The sequence below is a fragment of the Shimia gijangensis genome (assembly GCF_900142085.1).
GTDB lineage: Bacteria > Pseudomonadota > Alphaproteobacteria > Rhodobacterales > Rhodobacteraceae > Shimia > Shimia gijangensis.
In genome coordinates, this window is the sequence record NZ_FQZQ01000004.1 from 168,838 (window position 1) to 193,362 (window position 24,525).

General features: G+C 55.4%; 24 protein-coding genes and 1 other RNA gene. 10 read left to right on the forward strand and 15 right to left on the reverse strand.

Annotated elements, in window-relative coordinates; translation table 11 throughout:
* Positions 1 to 211: 211 nt before the first annotated feature.
* A complete protein-coding gene (locus BUC32_RS05310) occupies positions 212 to 1,027 on the reverse strand; it encodes a COG3904 family protein (RefSeq protein ID WP_073250298.1) in 816 nt (271 codons plus the stop codon).
* Positions 1,028 to 1,271: 244 nt separating this feature from the next.
* On the opposite strand from BUC32_RS05310, the gene BUC32_RS05315 reads away from it, so the two are divergent.
* The gene (locus BUC32_RS05315; RefSeq protein WP_139280641.1) at positions 1,272 to 2,339 is read left to right on the forward strand and encodes a hypothetical protein; all 1,068 of its coding nucleotides are present in this window, start codon (positions 1,272 to 1,274) and stop codon (positions 2,337 to 2,339) included.
* Positions 2,340 to 2,412: 73 nt separating this feature from the next.
* Here the strand turns inward: BUC32_RS05315 and BUC32_RS05320 are convergent, their stop codons facing one another.
* Positions 2,413 to 3,816, reverse strand: a complete 1,404-nt coding sequence (locus BUC32_RS05320) for an MORN repeat-containing protein (RefSeq protein WP_073250303.1) — start codon at positions 3,814 to 3,816, stop codon at positions 2,413 to 2,415.
* A gap of 156 nt (positions 3,817 to 3,972) precedes the next feature.
* Here BUC32_RS05320 and BUC32_RS05325 point away from each other — a divergent pair, with 156 nt between their 5' ends.
* Both BUC32_RS05325 and BUC32_RS05330 read left to right on the forward strand, forming a co-directional pair.
* A complete protein-coding gene (locus BUC32_RS05325; protein ID WP_073250509.1) occupies positions 3,973 to 5,637 on the forward strand; it encodes an NAD+ synthase in 1,665 nt (554 codons plus the stop codon).
* Between the two features lie 307 nt (positions 5,638 to 5,944).
* Positions 5,945 to 7,006: a DUF2235 domain-containing protein gene (locus BUC32_RS05330; protein WP_073250306.1), complete on the forward strand. Its 1,062-nt coding sequence runs from the start codon at positions 5,945 to 5,947 to the stop codon at positions 7,004 to 7,006.
* 48 nt (positions 7,007 to 7,054) lie between these two features.
* Here the strand turns inward: BUC32_RS05330 and BUC32_RS05335 are convergent, their stop codons facing one another.
* The 8 genes from BUC32_RS05335 to BUC32_RS05370 form a co-directional block, all read right to left on the reverse strand.
* The gene (locus BUC32_RS05335; RefSeq protein WP_073250309.1) at positions 7,055 to 7,729 is read right to left on the reverse strand and encodes a nitroreductase; all 675 of its coding nucleotides are present in this window, start codon (positions 7,727 to 7,729) and stop codon (positions 7,055 to 7,057) included.
* Between the two features lie 4 nt (positions 7,730 to 7,733).
* Positions 7,734 to 8,843 (reverse strand): TFIIB-type zinc finger domain-containing protein, encoded by a 1,110-nt coding sequence (locus BUC32_RS05340; protein WP_073250312.1) that lies wholly within the window; start codon positions 8,841 to 8,843, stop codon positions 7,734 to 7,736.
* 6 nt (positions 8,844 to 8,849) lie between these two features.
* Positions 8,850 to 9,971, reverse strand: coding sequence for an SPFH domain-containing protein (locus BUC32_RS05345; RefSeq protein ID WP_073250315.1), 1,122 nt, complete (start codon positions 9,969 to 9,971; stop codon positions 8,850 to 8,852).
* A 21-nt stretch (positions 9,972 to 9,992) separates the two neighbouring features.
* Positions 9,993 to 10,895, reverse strand: coding sequence for a DUF2927 domain-containing protein (locus tag BUC32_RS05350; protein ID WP_073250318.1), 903 nt, complete (start codon positions 10,893 to 10,895; stop codon positions 9,993 to 9,995).
* A gap of 30 nt (positions 10,896 to 10,925) precedes the next feature.
* Positions 10,926 to 12,125, reverse strand: a complete 1,200-nt coding sequence (locus tag BUC32_RS05355; RefSeq protein ID WP_073250320.1) for a toxic anion resistance protein — start codon at positions 12,123 to 12,125, stop codon at positions 10,926 to 10,928.
* A 19-nt stretch (positions 12,126 to 12,144) separates the two neighbouring features.
* Complete coding sequence (locus BUC32_RS05360) at positions 12,145 to 13,029, reverse strand: 5-bromo-4-chloroindolyl phosphate hydrolysis family protein (protein ID WP_073250323.1); 885 nt, start codon at positions 13,027 to 13,029, stop codon at positions 12,145 to 12,147.
* Positions 13,030 to 13,225: 196 nt separating this feature from the next.
* Positions 13,226 to 14,044, reverse strand: coding sequence for a TerC family protein (locus BUC32_RS05365; protein ID WP_073250326.1), 819 nt, complete (start codon positions 14,042 to 14,044; stop codon positions 13,226 to 13,228).
* A 175-nt stretch (positions 14,045 to 14,219) separates the two neighbouring features.
* A complete protein-coding gene (locus BUC32_RS05370) occupies positions 14,220 to 15,014 on the reverse strand; it encodes a pseudouridine synthase (RefSeq protein ID WP_073250329.1) in 795 nt (264 codons plus the stop codon).
* Positions 15,015 to 15,076: 62 nt separating this feature from the next.
* On the opposite strand from BUC32_RS05370, the gene BUC32_RS05375 reads away from it, so the two are divergent.
* Positions 15,077 to 15,529, forward strand: coding sequence for a nucleoside deaminase (locus tag BUC32_RS05375; RefSeq protein ID WP_073250331.1), 453 nt, complete (start codon positions 15,077 to 15,079; stop codon positions 15,527 to 15,529).
* Here the strand turns inward: BUC32_RS05375 and BUC32_RS05380 are convergent.
* A complete protein-coding gene (locus tag BUC32_RS05380; RefSeq protein WP_073250334.1) occupies positions 15,526 to 16,500 on the reverse strand; it encodes an adenylate/guanylate cyclase domain-containing protein in 975 nt (324 codons plus the stop codon). The two genes, BUC32_RS05375 and BUC32_RS05380, sit on opposite strands and share 4 nt — an antisense overlap.
* A gap of 4 nt (positions 16,501 to 16,504) precedes the next feature.
* Positions 16,505 to 17,197, reverse strand: coding sequence for a metal-dependent hydrolase (locus tag BUC32_RS05385; protein ID WP_073250337.1), 693 nt, complete (start codon positions 17,195 to 17,197; stop codon positions 16,505 to 16,507).
* Between the two features lie 61 nt (positions 17,198 to 17,258).
* Between BUC32_RS05385 and BUC32_RS05390 the strand changes: the two genes are divergently transcribed.
* From BUC32_RS05390 to rnpB, 6 genes are all read left to right on the forward strand, one after another.
* Entirely contained in the window at positions 17,259 to 17,903 is a 645-nt protein-coding gene (locus BUC32_RS05390) for a ceramidase domain-containing protein (RefSeq protein ID WP_073250339.1), read from the forward strand.
* Between the two features lie 93 nt (positions 17,904 to 17,996).
* Entirely contained in the window at positions 17,997 to 18,284 is a 288-nt protein-coding gene (gatC, locus tag BUC32_RS05395; RefSeq protein ID WP_073250342.1) for an Asp-tRNA(Asn)/Glu-tRNA(Gln) amidotransferase subunit GatC, read from the forward strand.
* Positions 18,284 to 19,771: an Asp-tRNA(Asn)/Glu-tRNA(Gln) amidotransferase subunit GatA gene (gene gatA / locus BUC32_RS05400; RefSeq protein ID WP_073250344.1), complete on the forward strand. Its 1,488-nt coding sequence runs from the start codon at positions 18,284 to 18,286 to the stop codon at positions 19,769 to 19,771. Before gatC ends, gatA begins: the two co-directional genes overlap by 1 nt.
* Positions 19,772 to 19,804: 33 nt before the next feature.
* Positions 19,805 to 20,593 carry a hypothetical protein gene (locus tag BUC32_RS05405; RefSeq protein ID WP_073250346.1) on the forward strand — a complete coding sequence of 263 codons (789 nt, stop codon included), beginning with the start codon at positions 19,805 to 19,807 and terminating at the stop codon, positions 20,591 to 20,593.
* Positions 20,594 to 20,674: 81 nt separating this feature from the next.
* Positions 20,675 to 21,268, forward strand: a complete 594-nt coding sequence (locus BUC32_RS05410; RefSeq protein ID WP_073250511.1) for an N-acetylmuramoyl-L-alanine amidase — start codon at positions 20,675 to 20,677, stop codon at positions 21,266 to 21,268.
* 95 nt (positions 21,269 to 21,363) lie between these two features.
* Positions 21,364 to 21,742, forward strand: an RNA gene (gene rnpB, locus BUC32_RS05415) — RNase P RNA component class A.
* Between the two features lie 46 nt (positions 21,743 to 21,788).
* On the opposite strand, the gene BUC32_RS05420 is transcribed toward rnpB, so the two are convergent.
* Genes BUC32_RS05420 through BUC32_RS05430 form a run of 3 tightly spaced genes read right to left on the reverse strand, consistent with a single transcriptional unit; the run spans position 21,789 to position 24,461 of the window.
* Positions 21,789 to 22,538, reverse strand: coding sequence for a hypothetical protein (locus BUC32_RS05420; protein ID WP_073250349.1), 750 nt, complete (start codon positions 22,536 to 22,538; stop codon positions 21,789 to 21,791).
* 58 nt (positions 22,539 to 22,596) lie between these two features.
* Entirely contained in the window at positions 22,597 to 24,234 is a 1,638-nt protein-coding gene (locus BUC32_RS05425; protein ID WP_073250352.1) for a sulfatase-like hydrolase/transferase, read from the reverse strand.
* Positions 24,231 to 24,461, reverse strand: a complete 231-nt coding sequence (locus BUC32_RS05430; protein ID WP_139280642.1) for a hypothetical protein — start codon at positions 24,459 to 24,461, stop codon at positions 24,231 to 24,233. The genes BUC32_RS05425 and BUC32_RS05430 overlap by 4 nt, the downstream gene beginning before the upstream one ends.
* Between the last annotated feature and the right edge of the window lie 64 nt (positions 24,462 to 24,525).

The window sequence follows — 24,525 nt, forward strand, 5'->3', positions numbered from 1 at the left end:
CATCCTCTGAGCGGTCGCGCCAGACAACGGCACGCTCAGAGGCGGGCTAGTAGAAGAAGGTCGGCCGGAATCGCAGCGCGAATGCACTGTGCGGGGGCTGCGATATGGACCATGGTCATCATGCGGGGAATTTATACATGGCGATGAAGAAATGGAAAGCCCCATTTGTCATGGATTTTGAGGAAGTCGGGCAAATCCATCACCCTTCATACTATCTCTCAATAAATGGGAGGGTGACGACGCCCGCGTCTGAAAGTTCTTGTTGGGACGGAAACCAGATGTCGCTTGGCGGTGTCAGAAAGGCTTTGTCCACGAAACTGTCGGCGATACCCATCATGGTAAATGAGGCGCGGTCTGTGGCTTCTTCCTCGGCGATGTCGACCAACTGAACCTGGCTGACATTGGAATATCCATGAAAACCCAACCTGCCGGTGGCACCAAGGCTTCGAGAGGGGCTGGCCACAAAAATCAGCGTGCAGGCAGAAGCACAAGTACCGTCCACATGCGTCTGCAGTGAATTTTCGCGAACCAGACGGGCAATTGCCCGGGCCGCAAACACCCGCCCCCCATCGCTAGCGAGGTGGATCGCCTTGGTGTTCGAATGTTGTTCGATAGCAGCTTTCAAGGCGTCAAACATCCCGAAATTAATTGGGCCTGACAAGAGAATGTAATTTGGTTCGACACGCACACCTGTTGGCGTATCGTCTTGCAAAGATGCCTGCGGTACTTGATTTGCCGTTACGCGATCAAGTTGTGGGGCCAGAAAAACCGGAATGCAAATCAGTATAGATCCATATCCAAAAACGGAAATCAGAAAATCCGGGGTGCTGCGTTGGTGGCGCGCCAGCGCGCGCCAGCTGCCCACTATTTGCCAGACAAGGACTGTGATGTCCAAACTCAACAGCGGCAGCCCACCATTTGCGGCAATCACAAAGCGGAGCCCCAAAAGAGTCAGAGCCAAATTTGGCAAAACTGAAACCTGACCCCGCCAATGGGCCATGGGAAAATGAATTACCCGTGCAAGCATGCCCAAACCTAACATTGGTTTGTCGGGGCTTCCAACTGATCTCCCTTGGAAGCGCGATATTGATGCAACATCGAAGGCGTAATTTGTTTCACGCGCTTGGCCCAAAGCAGCAAACGTGTTGGATTAGATATCAATAAGTTTGCCGCATTTTTACCGGTCAGTTTATCTGACCCGCTGTCCGTCTTTCGTATCAGCGGCAGATTTTTCCGAGATAACTGATGATTAGATTAGGCAGGTACAGTCGATGAAACACCTATCCACAATATCCAGCGCTGCTTTGGCAATCGGCACGATGCTGGCCCCGTTTTCGGTGAGTGCAGAGGAAAGTAACCCGCTCCAGTTTGATTTCGGCAATGACGGCTCTTTGACGTTCTATGGTTACCTCAAGGCGACCTACATCAGCGATTTTGATTATGATTTAGGAGACACCACCAAGGGCCTCAAAAGTATTGGCCTGCCGGGTGGATCACCAGCGGGATCGCACGAGAGGTTGCACCTGAAAGAAAGCCGGATTGGTCTCAATTTTCGCTCAAGTGACGTTCTGGTAAAGCTTGAAGGGGATTTCTTTGGAACCAAAAACGATCTTAATCTACGAACCCGTCTTGCTTATGTGACTTGGAATGGCGCTCTGATTGGCCAGGACTGGACCAACTTTATGTCGGTTGAAAACTTGGGCCGCAACGTTGATTTCCAAGGCCCCGCTGGCCTTCCCTTCGCGCGTCTTCCACAAATAAAGTATACGTTCGGCACACCGCAGAATTGGTCTGTATCGGCATCTATTGAGGAAGATGTCAGTAATGACAGCGACCATCACTATACGGTTGCGGCCCGTAAAGGTTTCGATGGTGGAATGTTTCGGGTTGCCGGGCTTTATCGCGACACCGTCCTTGGCGGAACGCCTGTGCAGGGTTGGGGCCTGAGTCTTGGCGGCACATTAAACGCCTGGGAGGGCGGAAAGGTAAGCGGCCTTCTCACAACCGGTGAGGGGATTTCGGATATTCTGGCCTTTGGGCTTTCTGGGAATGCCATCTCTGTAGGCGGCGACGAAGTTGGTGTGGTCGGTTTTTCGCTAGGGGTAAGTCAGAAGGTAAGTGAAAAAATCACACTTGCGGCCTTTACTGGGTATACGAACCTTGATGTGGCCACCGGGACGGATACCAAACAGTTGAGAACCTTGCACATGTCCGCTTTTTACGATGTGGCCAAAAACGTCGAGCTTGGCCTTGAGTACTACATAGGCCGCCGTAAACAAGGAGATGGCGTGTCATTTGAAGCCGACCGCCTGTTGATGTCCGCCAAGTTCACTTTTTAAGTAACCAGACTTCACTGCGCCAAAAAAGCCCTGGCACCGGCCGGGGCTTTTTAGTTTTTAACGAAAGGGTCTGTCAGCCGTCCGTGTTCAAAACACCGTTTTCCCACTGGCCCGTGTCTTCGCTGCCATTGGCATAACGCATGGTGCCTTCCCCCTGACGTTTGCCGGATTTGAACATGCCCTCGTAGATATCGCCGTTGGCATAAGTCGCGACGCCGTTGCCGCTGATTTTGCCCGTTTTCCACTCTCCGGCGTACTTAAAGCCGTCCGGCATCATAATTTCACCGACGCCATTACGCTGACCATTGGCGAACTGACCTTCATATATTGTGCCATCCGGGTAGGTGGCTTTGCCAACCCCGTGACGCTGGCCATTCATCCATTCACCGTCATAGCGATAGCCGTCCGCATAGGTCATGACGCCCCGGCCGTGGTTCTTGGCGTTGAGGAATTCGCCTTCATAGATCAGTCCATTGGCGTAGGTTGCTTTGCCGGTGCCTTCGATAACGCCGGCTTTCCAGTCGCCCGCATAGGTGGATCCGTCGGGATAGGTGATTTCACCAACCCCATCTGCGAGATCGCCGCGAAACTGCCCGACATAAACTGAGCCATCCGGGTAGGTAACGGTGCCGTCGCCCTCAATATGTCCCGCGATCCAGCTGCCGACATATTCATAGCCGTCAGCACCCTTGAAGTTACCCTGCCCGTGGCGTTTATCCGCCTCAAATGCGCCTTCATAAATATCGCCATTGGCATAGGCCACGCGACCGGCTCCCTGACGTTGGCCGCCGGCCAATTCGCCTTCGTAGATATCCCCGTTGGGTTGCGTCAACTTACCAGAGCCTTCGATCTGACCCGCGTGCCAAAGACCTTCGTAGATCAGACCGTCCTGCATCACCAGCTTGCCTTCACCGTCGCGCTCGCCTGCCATAATCTGTCCGACATAGGTTGCACCATCCGGATAAGTGATCTCACCCATGCCTTCTTTGACGCCATTCAACCAATCACCGCTATAGACATAACCGCCCGGGCTGGTCATCACGCCTTTTCCGTGGTGCATCGCATTTTGAAAGCCACCTTCATAGCGCACTCCGTTGGCATAGATCGCAACACCGCTGCCGCTGATCTTGCCGTTGAGCCATTCACCCTCAAACGTGCCTCCGTCGGTAAAGGTAATCTTGCCCATACCTTCGGGTTTGCCTTTGACGAATTCACCTTCGTAGATGGATCCGTTTGGAAAACGCGCCTGACCTTTGCCTTTGATCTCGCCGTCAGTCCATTCACCGGTATATTCATACCCATTTGGCAGCCGATAAGAGCCTTGCCCGTGTTGCAGGCCGCCCTTGAAGGTGCCTTCATACACGCCACCATCGTCATACTGCTTGGTCAGGATTTCGCCACTCTGCGCGAAAACCGGCGCGACGAAACTGCCCGCGGCCAAGAAACATGCCAAAGTGATTGCCTGAGTTCTGCTCATTTTATTCTATCCCCACGGGTCGTGCCCATCCGATGCAACGGCTTTGCCAAAATCCTAAAGCAGGGGCGGTCTCGGGGCAATGTCTTTTGGCGTTTGGTCTTTCCCTCTGGCGTGCTTCTGTTAAATCTTCGCATAAAGCTGCGACAGGAGGCTGCGATGCCCGAGCGATTCAGAGTGACCATGGCCCAGGCGAACCCGACAATGGGCGACCTGAAGGGCAATGCCTCCAAGGCCAAAGCCGCCTGGGATGAAGGCAAAGCCGCGGGGGCGGATCTTGTGGCATTGCCGGAAATGTTCATCACTGGATACAACGCTCAGGACTTGATCCTGAAACCGGCCTTTCATCTGGCTGCGATGGCTGAGATTGAAGCGCTTGCCGCAGATTGCGCGGACGGACCTGCACTGGCTATTGGCGGGCCATTGGCCGAGGACGGGGCGCTTTACAACGCCTACTTCGTCTGTCGCGGTGGTAAAGTGGTGCATCGCCAGCGCAAGCACCATCTTCCAAACTATACCGTTTTTGATGAAGAACGCCTGTTTGATCATGGTGCGCTGGGCGGCCCCTATGATGTAGGTGGCGTGCGGGTTGGCTCTCCAATATGCGAAGATGCCTGGTTCGAGGACGTCTCAGAGACACTTGAGGAATCCGGCGCGGAAATTCTCGTGGTGCCAAATGGATCGCCGTATTATCGCGACAAATTTGATCGCCGCATGAACCATATGGTGGCGCGTGTTGTCGAAACTGGTTTGCCGTTGGTCTATCTTAACATGGTTGGCGGACAGGACGATCAGGTTTTTGATGGTGGGTCTTTTGTGCTGAACCCCGGTGGTGAGCTTGCGGTACAACTACCGGTTTTTGACGAAATGACCGTGCATGTGGATTTCGAGCGTACCCCTGATGGGTGGCGCGCGAAACATGGTGAAAAAGCTGTGCTGCCAGCGGGAGAAGAGCAAGACTACCGCGTATGCGTCGAAGCCTTGCGTGATTACATGGGCAAAACCGGCTTTAAGAAGGTGCTTCTGGGACTGTCCGGTGGAATCGACTCGGCGCTTGTGGCCACGATCGCGGTTGACGCACTAGGAGCGGAAAATGTCCGCTGTGTGATGCTGCCGTCTGAATACACCTCACAAGGTTCGCTGGATGACGCCAAGGACATCGCCGAACGTCTGGGCGTGCGATATGATTTTGTGCCGATAGCCGAAGGACGCGCCGCGATCACCAACACGCTCGCCCCTTTGTTTGAAGACACTGAGCCGGGGCTGACCGAAGAGAATATCCAATCGCGCCTACGTGGTCTGTTGCTCATGGCGATGTCGAATAAGTTTGGTGAAATGGTTCTGACGACCGGCAATAAATCCGAGGTCGCAGTGGGCTATGCCACGATTTATGGCGATATGGCGGGTGGCTATAACCCGATCAAAGATATGTATAAAATTCGCGTGTTTGAGACGTCGCGTTGGCGCAACGCGGTGCATCGCGATTGGATGATGGGCGCGCCGGGCGAGGTCATTCCAGTGTCAATCATCGACAAGCCACCGTCGGCTGAGTTGCGACCCGACCAGAAAGACGAAGACAGCTTGCCGCCTTATGAAATTCTGGATGCGATTTTGTACATGCTGGTCGACGAAGAGAAATCCGTGGCCGATTGTGTGGCAGCCGGATTTGACAGGGACACGGTCAAACGGGTTGAGCATCTGATCTATATTTCAGAATACAAACGATTTCAGTCTGCCCCTGGTGCGCGATTGTCCAAGAAGGCCTTTTGGCTGGATCGGCGCTACCCCATCGTGAACCGGTTTCGTGACGACAGCGTTGGCTGATTTCGCGAAAGCTGCGAGAGTATTTTCGGAAAAGATGGCGCAAACTATTAGCTAGTGAACTGATCAGTTGAAGACCGGTGACTTCGCAACTGGTCACGGAAAAGTTTTCAATGCCTCGGTGCCATGGCTCTTCGGGGGTCTTATATCGAAATTAGTTTTTGGCTGCTTTTGTCGTGCGGTGAAGGGCGCAGTGCCCTTGAGCCATGAATGCATGATACAATGACGAGAATAATATGGGTGCTGTGCGGTGAAGCGTATTTGCCTGAGACCGCGCAGGTTGCAAAGAGTTTGGGAGACAGGTCTTAGGGTGGACTTTACAGGGCTCAGTAAACGAATTTTTAGTTGGCTCGGGCGACCTTTGCGCTCGGACCACTCCAAAGCCCGTGGGCGCGGTCCGCAAATCCATGTGATTATTCTGGATGGCACCATGTCCTCGCTGGCACCGGGTGAGGAAACCAACGCCGGTTTGACCTATCGCCTTTTGCAGGAAATGAACGGCTCGTTGACGCTTTTTTATGAGGCTGGTGTGCAATGGCAAAATTGGCGATCAACACTTGATGTGATGATGGGGCGTGGACTCAATCGTCAGATCAGACGGGCCTATGGTTTCTTGGCGTCGCGTTATCGCCCCGGAGACAAAATTTTCCTGATGGGCTATTCGCGTGGTGCTTTTGCGGTGCGGTCGCTGGCGGGGGTAATTGATCGGGTCGGATTATTGCGAGCGTCCTGTGCGACCGAGCGCAATGTGCGGCAAGTGTACCGGCTGTACGAAGCCAACCCGGATGGGGATGCCGCGCGGGCTTTTGCAGAGGCGCATTGCCACTCTGAGATCGAAATCGAAATGATCGGCGTTTGGGACACGGTCAAGGCATTGGGACTGCGATTGCCAATTTTGTGGCGTTTGACCGAAGAGAGACATGCGTTTCACAACCACCATTTGGGACAACATATCAAGCACGGGTTCCATGCGCTGGCGTTGGATGAAACGCGCGAAGTCTATCAACCGGTTTTGTGGGAATGCCCAGATGAATGGGGCGGACGTGCTGAACAAGTGTGGTTTCGTGGGGCTCATGGCGACATTGGAGGTCAATTGGGGGGATTTGAGGCCGCAAGACCGCTTGCCAATGTTCCTCTGGTTTGGATGCTGGAGAAGGCCGAGAGTTGTGGATTGCCTTTGCCGGAGGGTTGGCATGATAGGTTTGACCAAGATGCTGACGCACCAGCAACGGGGACTTGGCAAGGCTGGGGTAAAATGTTTCTGTTTCGCCAGAAACGCATTGTTGGGCAGGATCGTTCTGAAAGAATTCACGAAACTGCACAACAGCATGTGGCTACTGGTGCACTGAAAGCTGCGCATTTTGAAAACTAAGAACCAGAGTTACTATTTTCCAAACGGAGTTAGCCTGCGTGCAATCGATCACTCATCGTGCCATGCTACCATCTCATCAAGTGTGGCGCGTTCGGTGCGGAAATTATTGGCCGCGTGGTCATGATCTGCATAGCCAAAGGAAATCGCTGCCAGCACAAGTTGATCGTCAGGAACAGACATGTGTTGCCGTACCGCGTCCGCATAATAAGCGATCGAGGCCTGTGGGACTGTGGCGACGCCTTGGGCCTGAGCGCTGAGGCAGAATGACGTGATAAAGCCGCCGCAATCAAGGGCCCCATAGGGTCCAAGCTCTTTATGGCTGGTGATGACGGCGATATGTGGCGCGCCAAAGAACGAAAAATTCTTGCGCATCTGGTCTTTACGGCCTTCGCGGTCATGCCGTTCGATCCCCAGCGCATTGTAAAGCTGATAACCGCAAGTCTGCGCGCGCTTCTTGCGCACATCAGTATATGTCGTCGGATAAAAGTAATCTGCCTCGGGTTCGGTTGTGTCAAAAGCTTTTAACATGGCGTTGCGAAAGGCTTCAGTGCCTTCTCCGGAGGTCACATGCACTTGCCAGGGCTGAAAATTGCACCAGGACGGTGCGCGGCCTGCATCCAAGAGGATGGTTTCAATCACCTTGCGCGATACAGAGACGGGTTTGTAGCTACGGCAGGAATATCGGTCGTTGAGCAGCGTTTGCAGAGCGGTATGTGTCGACATGGGCCTATTGGTTTTGTGCTATCAGGAAGCCAATGATGCCTGCAGCAATGGCGGCGAGCAAGACCGCAAATACAATTTTCCAGGTTGAATAGGGGCGTTCGCCCTGAACCTTGCCGGATTGCCCGTTCACCACGAAGCGATAGGTCTTGCCACGGTATTTATAGGCGGCCATCCAGACCGGCAACAGAATATGCTTGAAGGTGACATCGCTGACGGTGGTGTTCATCTGACCGATCCTTTGGCGATCGCCGCCAATATCAAAGCGCACATCCCTCTCAATGATCCGGTCCATATGAGCGCGGGCTTCGTCATAGCCTTCGCCCAGCTGGATCGTATAGCCTTCGGCGGCAAATCCCGCGAGGAATTCCGGACTATAGGGGCGCAAGTCGCCAAGGTCCCAGGGTTGCAAAGCATCGGTATAGCGTTTGGGCAATGCCCGCGAAGCGAGCACCAAAACATCGTCAAAGAACCGCGCCACCCGGCCCGAAACAGGCGTCCACCTGATTTTCTGGACTTGCCGCTGTTGCCGTTTGCCGTCCACCATGACGGTTTCAGTCACATAATAGATCGTGCCGCGTTGCCCGGAATAGCGGGTCTTGGTGTCCGCATCATAGGTCCAATATGGCACATAGATGCCGTTCAGCTTGCGTCCTTTGCGAGCGTATTCCTTGAGGCCATTTGGTGCAAACCACAAGCGCCCTAACCAGTGGGTCATGGCATTGCGGGCCTGCCGTTCCTCGATTGCAAAGGGCAAAACTGCGCGTGGTTTGATATGGCGGTGCGTGCCGGTGTCGGCCACTACGGGTGTTGCGCAAAAGGGGCATTCCGTGGCGTGGCCGGCAGAGTCAAAGGCCACCTCGGCGGCACAATTCGGGCAGGCCGTCACGCGGGTTTCTTCGATTTCCTGCGTGGGCAACTGGTTGTTCAGCGCCTGGCGGAAGTCCAGCTCGCGAATTGTTGGTGTGTCCTGCTCCTCTAACAAATCCGTATGGCCGCAGTGGTCGCACGTCAGTGTTCCCTGAGAGGGATCAAACCGATAATCGGCTCCACATTGCACACAAGGAAATCGATGCGTTTCCTCAGGCGCAGGAGGAGGGGACGTGGGCTCGGACATTAATATTCAGGCTCCGGGAGGTGGCGGTGGAAGAATTGTGAAAAGCTGCGCCAGCTCGGTCACATCTTCGGCACGCTTCCAGCCGTCCTGTCCAGCAGTCCAGACATAGGTTTCGCGCGTGAGTTCCCCTGCGGTGGCCATACGGCCCATCGCGGCCTTGGAAAATGGGCCCTTGGTGGTTCCGTTTTCGGCCACATGCCAGACATGTTCGACCGGAGGTGCGGGCGGAGGAGCCGCGGCAGCCTGTGGGGCCGGTGTTGCTGCGGTGCGTGCGCCCCATGGGCCGGCCATTTGCTGGGCCATCGCGATTCCCATGCCTGCACCCATACCGGCAGCCATACCGCCGCCAGATGGGTTTTGCGCGGCGGCAGTCATGGCTTCTGCGGCAGAAAATTGGGTGTATTTACCCAGATCGCCAACAATCCCGATCGACGTGCGCTTGTCCATCGCCTCTTCGACTGCAGGCGGCAGAGAGATGTTCTCGATGTAAAGTTCAGGCATAGAAAGGCCATATTCGGCAATTGTACCCGAGATTTCGGCGGCAACCAGTTTGCCCAGATCGGCCGTGTTCGCCGCCATGTCCAGCACTGGAATACCTGATGATGCAATCACCCGGCTGAATTCTTGCACCAAGATATTGCGAATTTGAAAGCTGATCTCATCCATAGTGAATTCGCCATCGGTGCCGACAATCTCAGTCAGGAAGCGGGCAGGATCTGTTATACGGATCGAATAGGTGCCAAAGGCGCGCAAACGCACCGGACCAAATTCAGGGTCACGGCAAATGATCGGGTTCTTGGTGCCCCATTTCAGATCATTAAAGCGCGTGGTGTTGACGTAATAGATTTCGGACTTGAACGGTGATTTGAAGCCGTGATCCCAATGGTTCAGCGTGGTCAGGATCGGCATGTTGTTGGTCTCAAGCATGTAAAGACCGGGAGTGAACACATCTGCCAGCTGGCCTTCGTGCACAAACACCGCAGATTGACCTTCGCGCACCGTCAGCTTGGCGCCATATTTAATCTCGTGGCCTTCGCGTTCAAAACGCCAGACCATCGTGTCACGAGTGTCATCCACCCAATGGATCACATCAATGAATTCACCAGTTAGAAAATCGAAAATACCCATGGGATCAGTCTCCTTTTGGGGTCAATACAAGCGTCCCGCTTTTTCGCGGGCCATGAGGTTAATGACAGGGCGGGCTGTGTCCAGCGTCATGCCGATCGACAGGCGTGGATCATAGAGCATGGACAGCAAGGCCTCGTCATGTGTCGTCAGCAATGCAAATTCGTCATCATCGTTGAATATTGACGGGCGTGCATTGGGGCTGTCATTGGCGAGCCCCAAACCTTGGGCAATTTCCTCGTGATAACAGGATTTGCGCAAGAGGTCGGGGTGTTCTGCGCGCACCAAGGCCACCGCCGTGCGGTAGTCATTGTCGTCTTTTTCAGACGGGAAGGCTGCGACCAAACAGTGGATGCCGCGGGGTGGATCTGTGAACAGGCCAAGCGTGGAGGGGCTGACGCCCGGAATAATCTGGCGCAAGCGAGACAGAAGCTGACTGCGATCATCTTCGCCCATGACCAGCACATGAAAATTCGCGCGTCCGCCATTCATAGAGATGGGACGCCCGGTGATACCGGCAATCCGACGCACATAAGACGATACAGTTTTGTCGTCCTGATTGCGGGTCTCAACAGGCACTGACGCGCCGTACTCAACGCCGATCCGGACCGGACCGGACCAGCGACGCAATTGTCCCGCACGGCCCGAAGATTTCCGTAACCCACGACCCGGTGCGTATTCGTCATAAAAAGCGATCTGTTCGAAGTTTCGCGCCAGCATGTCTGAGGTATAGGGCGTATCCGGACCACCACCATCAGTGCGCAACAGGCCACGGGCAATCAGATCAGCTTCGACTTTGACATAATAGGCGCGCAACGCTGCGCTGTTGGCTGATGGCGCCCTTGGGGCAGAAATTGCTGGTTTTGATGTTTCCGAACCCGGTGTCAGGCCCTGACAGGCCGCAAGTGCGGCCAATGTCAGGGTCATCAGGATTATCCGGGTTATGCGAAAAATGGCTTAGGCTCCAAGCACTGAAGTTGATGCGGTGTCTCCCAATCCGGTGGCTTTGGCCTTGGCAGCAGCCAGAGTGTCCCGCAATTCCGACTCCATCTTTTTCAAATCCTCTTCGGCGCTTGCGCGTTTGGCTTTGCCTTCATCTGCAATCTGCAGCGATTCTTCAATCGTACCAATCAGATCGGCGTTGGCCTTTTTCACCGCTTCGATGTCAAACACGCCGCGCTCCATCTCCTGACGGATCACCTTGTTGGATTCTCGAAGGTTGGCCGCATTTGACGTCAATAATTCGTTGGTCAGATCATTGGCGTCCCTCACGGCTTCAGCCGCTTCGGCGCTGCGCTGTATGGTGACGGCCTGCGCCAGTTGGGTCTCCCAGAGCGGAACGGTATTGACCAAGGTCGAGTTGATCTTGGTGACCAGAGATTTGTCGTTTTCCTGCACCAGACGGATCGAAGGCAACGACTGCATCGTCACCTGACGCGTGAGTTTCAGGTCATGCACACGGCGTTCCAGATCATCGCGCGCGGCGCGCATATCCCGCAATTCCTGTGCCTGCATGACCTGGTTTTTTTCGTCCGCAGCTTTGACTTCGGCCTCTTTTGCCGGGATCACATCTGCATCAAGTTGCGCAATTTTGGCTTCGCCAGCAGCAATATACAGCGCCAGTTCGTCATAGAAATTCAGCGTCTTGTCATAGAGCATATCCAAAGACTTAATGTCTTTCAGCAGTGTGTGTTCGTGATCCAAAAGGTTGTCAGTGACCTTGTCGATTTGATCCTGCACCTCTTCGAAGCGGGCTGTGAACTTGGCAAATGGAGCCGCGCGACCCAGCAGTTTTTCCCAAAAAGACCGTTCACGTCGCACATCCAGCTCGGAAATCGAAAAGCCCCGGATTGTGGTCACGATGTTGCGAAGACTGTCCCCAGCGGGTCCCACGTCTTTATTTCGTACATCCTGCAACATGGCCTGGCTGATTTCCTGCAGTTCAGCCTGCGCAGCGGAGCCGAAATTCACAATTGACCCGGTGTCGCCCATGTCCAATTCACCCATCCGCTTGGTAATTTCGGCGCTCAATGGCGCATCGGCCTCGGCCAGCGGAACGATGGCTGTGGCCTCGGTGGGTTCAGGCAGAATCACGGCTGTGACTTCATCAACTTCGGCCAGTGCAGCCTCGGCTTTTTGACGGACAGTGTCGGACATGGAACTTCCCCTTTTTGGGTTACTTGGCGTCGTGACGGACGCCCTCGCGCTGCAGTCTTTCACGCAGCACTTCGATTTCGATTGTCAGATCGCTCTTGTCATCGAGCAAGAGCCTTTCGGTGCGGGCGGCAAAGTTTTGCTCAAGATCGTTGAGCAGGGCCTCATAATCAGCGCGGGCCTGCGGGTCGCGGTTGCGCGCATATATATCGGCAAACTTCACCGTCGCGTCGCGTGCCCCCTTGAGGTAAACGCCCATGAATTTTCGCGCAGCGGTCAGGTCACGTGGATCGTTTTCAACTGTGCGAAACAAACGTCGGGCAGTGGTTTGAAACTTGGCAACGCGCGCCTCAAGCCCGCGATCTCTGCAACGTTTGGCCGCGTCACTCATCGCGCCCAGAAGGTTTTCGGCCTCATCCACGGCGCGGGCGACCCGATCAGTTTGGTGCAAGTCGATACCTTCGATGCCTTTGTCAGACAAGGGATCAAGCCCAAAGGCCATGCCATGCAGGACCGTGCCAATAACGGCGTAGATGGCCGGAGCAAGAATGCCACCCGTCGCGGCCCATCCGGCAATGGCCAGACCAAGGCCTGTTAGCACAGACCCTGCCATCTTGCGTGGAAACGTCGGGCGCCGGGCGATCGTGCGGGCCTCATAAGCTTCGTGTGCTAAAAGACCTTCGCGAGTCAACCAGGCTGCCAGCAACAAGCTGCTCAGCGCAATCAGGTTTAAAGCCAACTTTTCCGGGCCATTGCCAAAAGCCTGCCAAATCAAGGGCAGGGGCGCGAGAAACAGGATATTGGCCCGACCACCAGCTCGGCTGCGAGCAGCACCTTGAAAGGCTCCGGTCTCTGGCGTTTGGTCATGGTCTTTCGGGCTGTGTTTTCCACCATACCGCTCAGCCATCACACACCTCCTGCGATGGACACGTAAAGGATCAGTATGACAAGCAAAACATAGGACAGCTTTTGCAATCCGCTACCGGACATCTTGTTCATTTCCCCGCTAAGTCTGCCAGAAACTTAAGAAGTTTGGGATGAACTTGCTAGGGGGAAGATCGCCCGGAGCGCGTCAGAGACGTATTCCGGGCAATTCTCGTGACCTAGTGACGGCTGGCGGCCTGACGCTCAGCGTTCAGTTTGCGACTATAGCCCGATTGGATGAATTCGACGATGAAGAGCACCGCAACCGAGAAGTAGAAGGTGGTTTTGGACATAGGTTCCAACGCGTAGCCGAAGAACTTTAAGCCTAGGCTGTCATCATGCATGGCATGCGCGGCTGCGGGGCCTGCCTCGCCCAAAAGAACCACTCCGACGATCAGCAGAATGAACAGGCCAAGAACTTCGTACATCCGGTTCTTTTCCAGAAAGCGCGTCACCCCATCGGCCAGCAGAAGCATCGCCAGGCCGGACATCAGGATCGCAATAGCCAGGATCGGGAAAACATCGGTGATGGCGAGTGCGGAAAGCACCGAGTCGAATGAAAAGATCAAATTCATCGTGACGATCAACAACACCACCTGAACGGCCGATTTGCCGGATTTGTGGCTCAAATCTGTGTGCAGGTCTTCGATCGACAACATATGGCCGATTTCTTTCACCGCCGTGTACATGATGAAAAAACCACCGACGATGAAGATGCAGGTGGCAAAATTCACTCCACCTTCGATGATGCCTGGGGTGTTGAACACGAAAAACGGTTCGGCCAGGGCGTCGATTAGCTGGATCATCGTGAACAGCAAAACGACCCGAAGCGCCACCGCGATGATGATCCCCCAAAACCGAACGGCTTTTTGTTGGGCGACGGGCGCACGTTGAGATTCGATGGAAATGTAGAGAAGATTGTCAAACCCCAGAACCGCCTGAAGAAAGCATAGCATTATTAGGTCGGTCAGGTTCTCAAAGGTCAAAAGGTCGCTCATGTTGGTCCCCGAAAATGAATTTTCTCTCTGCTTACCGTAGCGGGCGTAAATGAGAAGGGGGAATTTTGGAAAACTGCGCGCGCAAGTCAGGGGCGCTGCCCCTCACGTCGCCTTTGCCGGGCAAAGACAACGCTTACCCGGGAGTACTTTTGAAAAAAGTGAGAGCCTGGAGAGCCTAGCGGCGGCGTTTGCGCTGGGGTGTTTTGCGTTTTTCTGGTGGCGTAACGCCCTCCAGCCCCAGTTGATCGCGCACCACACGGCGACGGATTTCTTCGACCTCGCCGGGTTTGAGCTGGCCCAGCTGGAAGGGGCCATAAGACACACGGATCAAGCGGTTCACCGACAGGCCCACGGTTTCCATCGCGCGGCGAATTTCGCGGTTGCGTCCTTCGCGGATGCCGATGGTCAGCCAGGCGTTGGCGCCTTGCTGGCGATCCAACGTGACTTCCATGGGCTGAAAGCGTTCGCCTTCGATGCTGACCCCTTTGAGCAAAGGAGCCACGGTTTCTTCCGTTGGGCGACCATTCACGCGCACCCGGTATTTGCGCAACCAGCCGGTGGACGGCAGTTCAAGCTTTCGTTTTAAGGCACCGTCATTGGTCAGGATCAATAGGCCTTCGGAATTGAGGTCAAGGCGTCCTACAGACATCACCCGCGGCATGGTATCCGGCAGATGGTCAAAGATCGTATCGCGGCCCTTTTCATCTTTGTGCGTTGTCACAAGTCCGGTGGGTTTGTGATACAGCCAGACGCGCTCGGGCTCGGGCTCGGCAATTGGCTTGCCGTCAAAGGTGATCCGGTCGCTGGCCGTGACATTCAAAGCGGGGCTGGTGATCTTTTTGCCATTAACAGTCACCATTCCGGCTTCGATCATGCGTTCGGCTTCGCGGCGGCTGGCGATGCCTGCGCGCGCCAAAACTTTGGCAATGCGGTCGCCTTTCGGCGTTTCTTTGGGTGTATCTGTGCTCATGTTCGGTTCCTATCGTGGTTTGGGGGATTGCGAAAGGGGGCTTGGCAAGGCAAACCAAAGCTATGGTGTTCACAAGTTACATGGAACAAGCGCTGGAAGAGGCACATGCGGCTGCGAAGCGAGGCGAGGTCCCTGTGGGCGCAGTGATCGTTTCTCCCGAAGGGGAAGTCGTTGCGCGGGCAGGTAATCGAACCCGCGAGCTAAGTGACCCTACGGGGCACGCCGAGATACTGGCTATGCGTGACGCCTGCGCCGCGCTGGGCAGTGAACGCCTGCCGGGGCATGACCTTTATGTGACTCTTGAACCATGCCCAATGTGTGCCAGCGCGATTTCTCAAGTCCGGATTGCGCGAGTGTATTATGGCGCTGCGGACCCAAAATCCGGCGGAATTGCTCAGGGGCCGCGGGTGTTCAGCCATCCGCAAAGCCATCATGTCCCGGAAGTTTATGATGGGATTTCCGGTGAGGAGTCTGAAGCAATGCTTCGGGCGTTTTTTGCCTCAAAGCGCAGCTAAGGCTCGCTCCAGTCCAGACGATACAACAGATGTTCTCCTTCAAGACCTTTGAGAGGCATTGTAACACCATGAGAAAAGGAGAAATCCTTGGTTGTGCCCACCATAACGCGCGTTGCGTCCGACACACGTATTTCGCCCGGCAAACAGACGGTAGCCACCCGAGCAGCTTTGTTGACAACCGTACCGAACAGGTCGCTGTCGTTCTCGATAAGATCGCCGGTATGGCACCCTATGCGAATTTGTAAGCGAGGTTCGTTTGTTTCCGAAGCGTTTGCGATCTGAATCGCTTGGGCCGCGATTAGGGCTGCTCTGGACGAATTGAAGCTCGACATGGTGCCATCCCCCAACGTCTTGATCAGCCGACCGCCGTTGGCATGAATGATGCCGGTCAACAATTCGGTGTGGTGCGCAACAGCGCGACTCCACCTTGCGTCGCCAATAGTTTCGGCAATTGTGGTGCTGTCAGCGATGTCGGTAAACATGATAGATGCGATACCGGTCTGGCCAATTTCTGACACGGTTGACATCGCTGCATCCAGTAGATCCTCAAACCCCCGGGATTCATATCCCAGCGCATTCATGTTTGAGACCGGGTTTGAGTTATGCACATGCACGATACGCCAAACCCCCTGCTCAAGATGCAACACAAAGGTGGATCGAAAGGTGATATCCTTGCCGTTCTCCAATGACACACGCTCGCCAAACCATTCGACCCAGCCAAGTTCACCGCACTCAAAGCCTCGGAATTCGTCCCTTTCCCAGTTAAAGCTGGGGATGTCATCCATATAGTTGGGCATACCCTGACGCAATGTGTCGGCGCGCCAGATCTCATCATGAGAGGAACCTATGTAACCCAATGCCGGGTCGGCGGAAAACAGGTTCACAACGGCCTGTTTGTCGCCCGAAGCATAGGATTTGAGCCACCGCCGGACGATGGCCCCCAGTTCGGGCGAAGGGACAATGCCATTCATCGCATCAAAGCTCGATCGCCTGCATCACCTCAGGTTCAATCACGTCCACACCAGGCAGGCCTGCGGCCAGAACGTCGGCGGATTGTTCGAGGATTGGGAACGTCCGGTAATGGCAAGGGATCACTGTCTTGAAGTTGAAATACCGTTTGGCCGCATAGGCCGCGCCCGCCATATCCATGGTGAAATGTCCGCCTGCCGACAGGATGCCGATATCTGGTTTGTAGTAGTCCCCCATCCAATCCATGTCGGCCATAATATCCGTGTCGCCTGAGATATAGACTGTCTTGCCTTCGGCTCGCAGCATGAACCCGACTTCGGATCCTGCGGCCTTGGGGCCTTCATCGCTTCCAAACGTCGAACTGTGGGACGCAGGTACCATCGATAGTTTGACGCCGTTCAGACCAACGGTTCCGCCTTTGTTAAATCCGACGGTTTCAATGTGCTCGTGGTCTGCCCAATAGCCCATAAGGTCGTACTGACCCACAACCGGAACCCCCAGTTTGCGCGCCAGAGGCAGCATGTCGGCCACGTGATCAAAATGGGCGTGAGTCAGGATCAGATGGGTGGCGCCAGCAACAGCGGCCTCGTGTTGGTCTTCGGGCAGGACAGGATTGCCTGTCAGCCAAGGGTCGATCAGCAATACCTGACCTTCAGTTTCAATGCGAAACGAGCCATGTCCAAGCCAAATGATTTTCATGTCAGTCTCCCTTTCTGTTAGAGGCAGGTTAGCACCTTTGCGACACTATGAAAGAGGCAGCATGAATTGGGCACAAGCCATCGACAGCTATTGCGAGCGCACGGGGCCGGAATTCTGGTCGGAACCGGTGAATGCCGTAACCAATCTGGCCTTTGTGATTGCAGCCCTTGTCATGGGCGCGCGGATCAAAGATCAAAACCTGCCGCTGGCCCGGCTTTTGGTTGCGATTTTGGCCGCCATCGGGCTGGGTAGTTTTCTGTTCCACACTTTTGGACAGGTTTGGGCCGCCTTTGCGGACACTCTGCCAATCGTTCTGTTTGTCGTGGTTTACATCTTCGCCGCCAATCGCGACTATCTGGGGCTTGCATATTGGCCGGCATTTGGGGTCACGATATTGTTCTTTCCGTTCGCAGCGGTGACGATCCCACTGTTTCAAATGGTACCTGGTCTTGGGAGTTCAGCAGGTTATGCGCCGGTCCCTCTGTTGATCTTCGCCTATGCGGTCTTGCTGCGACGCGGTTTGCCAAGGGTCGCGCGCGGATTAGCCGTCGGGGCATCAGTTCTATGCGGCTCGATCTTCTTTCGAAGCTTTGATGCCTCTATCTGCCCTTCCTTTCCATTGGGAACCCATTTTCTGTGGCACATCCTGAATGCTGTGATGCTTGGCTGGATGATCGAAGTTTATCGCAGGCATATGTCATCCTAGCACTGGCAGGGCTCACTTCCTGCGCGCAGGTGCTTGCACCGCTTTGCCCGGAGCGCTAAACGCTGTTTCCAAGTTGCAACCGGAGTTTTGCTCATGTCGATCGACAAGGATACAGCCGCACGCGTCGCCAAACTGGCGCGCATCAAGGTGGAAGAAGATGCGCTGCCCGCGCTGGCGCAGGAATTCAATACAATCCTCGGCTTTATCGAACAGCTGAACGAGGTTGACGTCGAAGGCGTTGAGCCAATGACATCGGTCACGCCGATGCGCCTGAAACGCCGCGAAGACGTGGTGACGGATGGCAGCCAACAAGACAAAGTTCTGGCCAATGCACCCGATGCCCGCGAGGGGTTTTTTGCAGTTCCCAAGGTGGTTGAATAATGAGCGATCTGAACAAACTGGGCCTGGCCGAAGCACGTGATCTGCTGCGCAAAGGCGAAACCACCTCTGTTGAATTGACCGAAAGCTGTCTCAAAGCCATTGATGCAGCGGATGCGCTGAACACTTTCGTTCATAAAACACCTGAAATCGCCATGGAACGCGCCAAGGCGGCTGACGCTCGTATTCAGGCGGGTGATGCTCCTTCGATGTGCGGGTTGCCAATTGGTATCAAAGACCTGTTCTGCACCAAAGGTGTGGCGTCGCAAGCTGCCTCAGGCATCCTCGAAGGTTTTACGCCCGAGTATGAATCCACCGTATCGCAGCAACTGGCAGATGCCGGGTCGGTGATGCTGGGCAAGCTGAACATGGACGAGTTCGCGATGGGCTCATCCAACGAAACGTCTGTTTATGGCAACGCGGTCAGCCCTTGGCGTCGCGGCAATGATGACGCCGAACTGACACCGGGTGGCTCATCTGGTGGTTCTGCCTCTGCCGTGTCCGCAGACCTATGCTTGGCGGCAACCGGAACAGACACGGGCGGTTCTATTCGCCAACCCGCAGCATTTACTGGCATCGTGGGTATCAAACCCACCTATGGCCGTTGTTCGCGCTGGGGTGTTGTGGCCTTTGCGTCCTCGCTGGATCAGGCAGGCCCGATGACCAAGTCGGTACGCGACGCGGCGATCATGCTGGAAACCATGTGTGGTCACGACCCCAAAGATTCCACCAGTGTTGAACTGGCGGTGCCCAACTTTGAAGCTATGCTGACAGGTGACATCAAAGGCAAAAAGATCGGTATTCCTAAAGAATACCACATGGATGGCATGCCGGACGAAATTGAAGCATTGTGGGCCGAAGGCCGCGCTATGCTCAAAGCTGCTGGTGCCGAGCTGGTCGATATTTCACTACCGCACACCAAATATGCGCTGCCTGCGTATTATGTGATTGCCCCCGCCGAAGCCTCGTCCAACCTTGCACGCTATGATGGCGTGCGCTTTGGTCATCGTGCGAACTTGGCAGCCGGCGATGGCATCACTGAGATGTACGAGAAAACCCGCGCCGAAGGCTTTGGCCACGAAGTCCAGCGCCGCGTGATGATCGGCACCTATGTGCTATCCGCCGGGTTTTATGACGCCTATTACAACCGTGCCCGCCGGGTGCGTGCGCTGATCAAAAAAGACTTTGATGATGTGTTCGCCGCTGGCATCGACGCCATCCTGACTCCGGCCACCCCTTCGGCGGCCTTTGGTCTGGGAGAGATGAACGACGAAGATCCTGTGAAAATGTATCTCAACGATGTTTTCACTGTGACTGTAAACCTTGCAGGCCTTCCGGGTATCTCGGTGCCAACAGGTGTCGACCATCAGGGTCTGCCACTGGGTCTGCAATTGATCGGGCGTCCATGGGAAGAGGGCGATTTGCTGAATACTGCCTACGCGCTCGAGAATGCAGCCGGATTTGTAGCCAAACCGGGCAAATGGTGGTAAAAAAGCTCAAAACAACATTGAGCAGGCAGAAAAATGAGATCGTTTGTGATTGGCTGCGCCCTTGTGGCGCTGGCCGCGTGCCAACCCAAAATCCCAGATAGCGCCGCGGGCGTCGGCTTTGATAATGCGGTGCTTAAGCCCGTGCCGCAGCAGGCGACGACAACGTCAGCTATTCCGCCAGCGACGGCTGTTTCTGAGGAAACTCTGGGCTCTTCGACCGCATCAACAACCGCCGCAGCACAGCCAAAACCGCAAACAGCCACTCAGCCGATGGCCACAACCACGACAGCTGCTGTGGCTTCCGGCACGACATCCTCCTCCACGGCTGAGCCTCCGGTGCCGACGCGCAGCTCAGCCAGCGCCCCTCAGACCACTGCGGCTGGCGTGGTTCACGCCAGCCCGGATAATCCGGCGCCCGTTCAGATGAACAATCCCGGAATTTCCGACGAGAACAACTTTGCCTCTGTTGGATCACGTCGAACCATCGAAGATGACGCCGAGCGGATTGCCACTAACAAGGCGAATTATCAGGTCATCACCCCAACTGCTCTGCCGACGCGTACCAGCAGTGGCCCGAACGTGGTGGCCTTTGCCTTGTCGACCAATCATGCGGTGGGCACCAAAGCCTACAGCCGCATAGGGTTGACCAGTCAGTCACGACATCAAAAAGCTTGCGCCAAATACGCGTCAGAAAGCGATGCCCAAAGCGCGTTTCTGTCCAAAGGCGGCCCCAAGAAAGATCGCCTTGGACTTGACCCTGATGGCGATGGCTACGCCTGCAAATGGGACCCAACTCCATTTCGTCAGGCGACCAGCAATTAATCCGGTGTGACCACATTGCCGGACATACAGCAATGCCCATCCCCCAGCCATGGTGTGCGCCGGGACGGCGCCCGACCGGATATGATTGTGCTGCACTATACGGCGATGCAAACCGCTGAGGCTGCGCTTGAGCGACTTTGCGACGCAAAGGTCGAGGTCTCCGCGCATTACCTGATCGCCGAAGATGGCCGGATTTGGCAGATGGTCGATGAGACCATGCGTGCTTGGCATGCAGGCACAGGACAATGGGGCGATGTCACGGATGTAAATTCCCGCTCAATCGGAATTGAATTGGCCAATTGTGGCGATCACCCATTCCCTGAACCACAGATGCAGGCGCTGGAAGATCTGATGCCCCGGATCATGGTCCGCTGGGCGGTTTCGCCCAGTTCGGTCATCGCCCATTCCGACATGGCTCCGGGGCGCAAAATTGACCCCGGCCCCAGATTCGACTGGCACCGCCTTGCTCGACAAGGGTTAGCGCATTGGCCACAACCTATGTCACCTCAGCCCGTCGAGCCGGAGGCGTTTCGCCAAAACCTGCAAAAATTTGGGTACCCGGACGTAGAAGACAGTATTCTGCTCGATGCGATGCGGCTCAGGTTTCGTCCTTGGGGGCGTGGCCCTCTGGCACCCGAAGATATGGCCATCTCTGCGGGTCTTGCTGCTTCCTAGCTTCCAAATGGATCAAATATCCCTGCCGGCGGCATGCACCGCTTCGGCGCATTCTGTTTGACCGCGCCCGCGCAACTGCCTATGGGAGGCCTTGCGCAGAGGGCTGGATGGCCGCGGGTGGCAACATCCGAGGAAAGTCCGGACTCCACAAGGCAACGGTGCCGGGTAACGCCCGGCCGGGGAAACCCGAGGGAAAGCGCCACAGAAAACAGACCGCCTTCGTTCGCGAAGGTAAGGGTGAAACGGTGGGGTAAGAGCCCACCGCGGGACTGGCAACAGGACCGGCACGGCAAGCCCCACCGGGAGCAATGCCAAATAGGGATCGCGCGTGGTTTCGGCTACAGGGGGGTTTTGCCCCGAGCAGATCCGGGTTGGCAGCTAGAGGGCGTCTGGTAACAGGCGCTCAAGATGAATGGTCATCATCGGCAGGGTAACCTGCCGTTACAAAATCCGGCTTATAGGCCCTCTGCGCATATCATCCGGCCAGCCGGACAATTCCGCTCTCAGCAGCAATCTGGCCCTAATATTTGAGCCGCAGGCCAATACCGATGCCCTTGTCAAAAGGACGGTTGCTGCCGAGGCCCACAAGGACATCGCCATAAACCGCGATCTTCTTATTGACGTTGTAGCCAATCTGAATTTCCGCCGTCGCCGGAACGGTGCCAGTGTTCCAGTCGTAGGGCAGAATCAGGTCCAGCTTGGCCCAGTATTTTTCTGCAAAGGGCTGCAAGGCGATTAGCCGTGCAGCGGTCGTGCTGACACTGGTGCCGTTGTAGGATTCAAAATGCTGGATCAGGGGAATCAGGGTCAGTCCGGTCTTCAGATTGGCGAAAGCGATACCTCCAAAGGGGGCCAAAGTGTCGGTGCCACTGCCGATGCCCTGCGAAGTATTGCCAAGGTCTACGGCCCAGTCCAGCCCGATAGCCGTGCGCATGCCCCAGGTATCATTGAGTTTTTTGTCGGAGGGAAAATAAATCGCCTTCAACAGCGCCTGTTCAAAGCCGGAATACCGGGTCCCTGTGATGTCGGTCGAGTTGTAATGCAGCTCGTACTTGATCTTGAGATTGTCCCGCAGCATGAAGGCGCCATCGATAAAGGCGTCCTGTTTGCTGGCAGACCCATTTAGATCATACGTCTGCAGCCGAAAATCTGTGTTGTTAGTTGCCGCCAACGGGTTTGAGGCGTTTTCATCCGCTTGGGCCGGTATCCCGACCGCTGCAATCACACCGATGAGTGCAACACCCACCAGCTTGATACCTGACATCTTCATCGATTTGCCCCCATTTGGCCGCTCCTCCGGACTTGTGTCCGAAGGAGCTTTTTCAGATTCAGTGCCAGCTGTCAAAGACTTCGCGGGTCTCGATGCTTTCAGGTCGCAGGTTTTCAATACCCTCATACGGCTTGCCCTTGCCCAGCGGCAGGTGCGGGTGCTTGGCAATCGTGAGCATGTGTCGTTTCAACATGTCCTGAAAGCTGGCCCCTGACCATAGAGAGTAACCGATCTGTGCGTTTTCTTCCCTTGGGTCGCGCAATATGTTGAACACCGGAGCTGCAGCGCCTGGAACACCGGGCGCGGGCATGTGCATCTTGAACTCCTGCTTCACGATTGAGCGCAGAACCGGACCTTCGTAGACATAGACATAGTCCCGACGTGAATTGCCTTCACCTTCGAGGAACAGGGCTGTCTGGTCGACGCCGTCGATCACACGGTCACGAGGAATATGGTCTGTGGCCCCGGCAATGCGGGCAAAGGTCGTGTAGAGATCACTGACATGGATGATGTCGCCTGCTGAACTGCCGGGCTCAATCACGCCCGGCCAGCGCACATAGGCATCCACCCGCACGCCACCCTCAAGATGATTGGTCTTGCCGCCACGATAGATCAGCTGGCTGAGACCCGATGTGCCTTCGTAGTGGTACATCAGCCCGTTATCAGCCATCAGCACCACCAGCGTGTTGTCGGCTTCGCCGGTTGCTTCCAGTTTGGCCATCAGTTCGCCAATCCAGCCATCCAGCACTTCCAGTTTTTCGGCCATAAAGCCACCGTTGCGGGAAATTGATTGGTCCGGATAGACAAAGTTGAGCGGGTAGAGCGGCCAGTATTGCAGGAAAAACGGCTCGTCTTTCGCGGCAAGTTGCTCCAGCTGTTCAACAATCTGGGCCTGGTAGCGTTCGTTCATACGCTCGTAATGGGCCTGGGTCCATTCTTCGCCGGGTTCAAGATCAACCTCGCGGGCCATGCCACCAGCTTGTGCCTCCAGACCGGTGACCAGACCAAAGGGTCGGAACCGCTGGTCGATTGCAAACTCGTTAGACTGCCCCGACGTGTGAAAACCAAGCATATTGTTGGATTCCATGGTGTCGCGCGTCATCAGCGCCAGCTGCACCTGCTGATGCACCGGGAAAGCGGCCCAGTCAAAACCCTGATTGTGCGGGAACGACTGTTCGATATCGCCCTGGTGCCACTTGCCGACATGGCCGGTGTTATAGCCAACTTCTTTCAGGACTTCCGGCAGCGTGACCTCTTCGGCCGCAAGACCTTCACCAACCAGTGCGACCTTTACTTCCTCAACACCCGCGCGAATCGGGTGACGCCCGGTCAGAAACGCGGTGCGGGTCGGGGTGCAGGATGGTTCGGTGTACATCCGCATCAGCGACAGGCTCTCGCTGGCCAGCTGGTTGATGTTGCTGGTGTCGATGCCGGTGACATAGTTCATGTCCCGTTTGCCCATCTGACCAAAGCTGACATCATCGATCAGAATATAAAGGATGTTGGGTGGCTTGCCGCCATTTGCTTCGTGGATGTTGGCCAGCCGAGCATCAATGTCGGCGTCCTGCACAGCCCATTGCTCGCCCATCTGGGCTTCAAGATAGTGATACTCGCCGTCGCGGATAATATCACCGCTCTCGGCACTGGCGATATTGCCCATCGCAAGAGCGGCGACAATTGTGGTTGTCAGTTTCATTTGGTTCCCTCTTTTTTGTCTGTCTTCTCAAAGCTTTTTTTGTTCAACCCGCGCTGGATAAGATCCTGAGTGGCGGCAGAAACTGATTGATTTGATATCTTGGCAAAAGCGTTTAGTTGCTGTTTTTGAGCTGTGGTTAAAAAGGTCACTACTCGTTTGGCCCTGATTTCGCTCTCTGGCAGCGGAGGTCGTCCCATACGAGGAGATTGAGTTTTTGAGTGGCTCATCGGACTTTTCCAGCTAGATTTGAGTTATCTGTACCCTAAAAGTAGCGCGGCAAAAAAATGGACC